Source organism: Bowmanella yangjiangensis, from assembly GCF_018531185.1.
Taxonomy (GTDB): domain Bacteria; phylum Pseudomonadota; class Gammaproteobacteria; order Enterobacterales; family Alteromonadaceae; genus Bowmanella; species Bowmanella yangjiangensis.
This window is the reverse complement of sequence record NZ_JAHDJU010000022.1, coordinates 1-281: the sequence shown is the minus strand read 5'-3', so window position 1 is coordinate 281 and position 281 is coordinate 1. Positions and strand designations below refer to the sequence as shown.

Sequence of the window (281 nt, the reverse complement as noted above, 5' to 3'; positions counted from 1 at the left end):
GGGTCGATGACGGCCGTCATGCCCATCCGCTTCGCGGTGATCTGGAACAGCGCGTCCGCCAGCGTCGCGTCGAGCCCGACGTACGGAACCTCGTCGCCGGTGCGCATCACGTCGCGCACGTAGGTGAGCAGGCGCCGGCCGAGCGCGCCGCCCGGGTGCGAGCGGGCGAAATCGTCCGAGCCGAAGCCGCGCGCGTCGAGCACGGCGACCGCGAGCGCGTCGCCGAGCGCGAGCGCGGCGGTGGTGCTGGCGGTCGGTGCGAGATTGAGCGGGCAGGCTTC

1 pseudogene is annotated in these 281 nt (G+C 74.0%); it reads right to left on the bottom strand.

Annotation, left to right across the window (positions count from 1 at the left end):
• A pseudogene (gene kdsD / locus KJY73_RS21700) lies at positions 1-281 on the bottom strand (arabinose 5-phosphate isomerase KdsD); the annotation flags it as partial.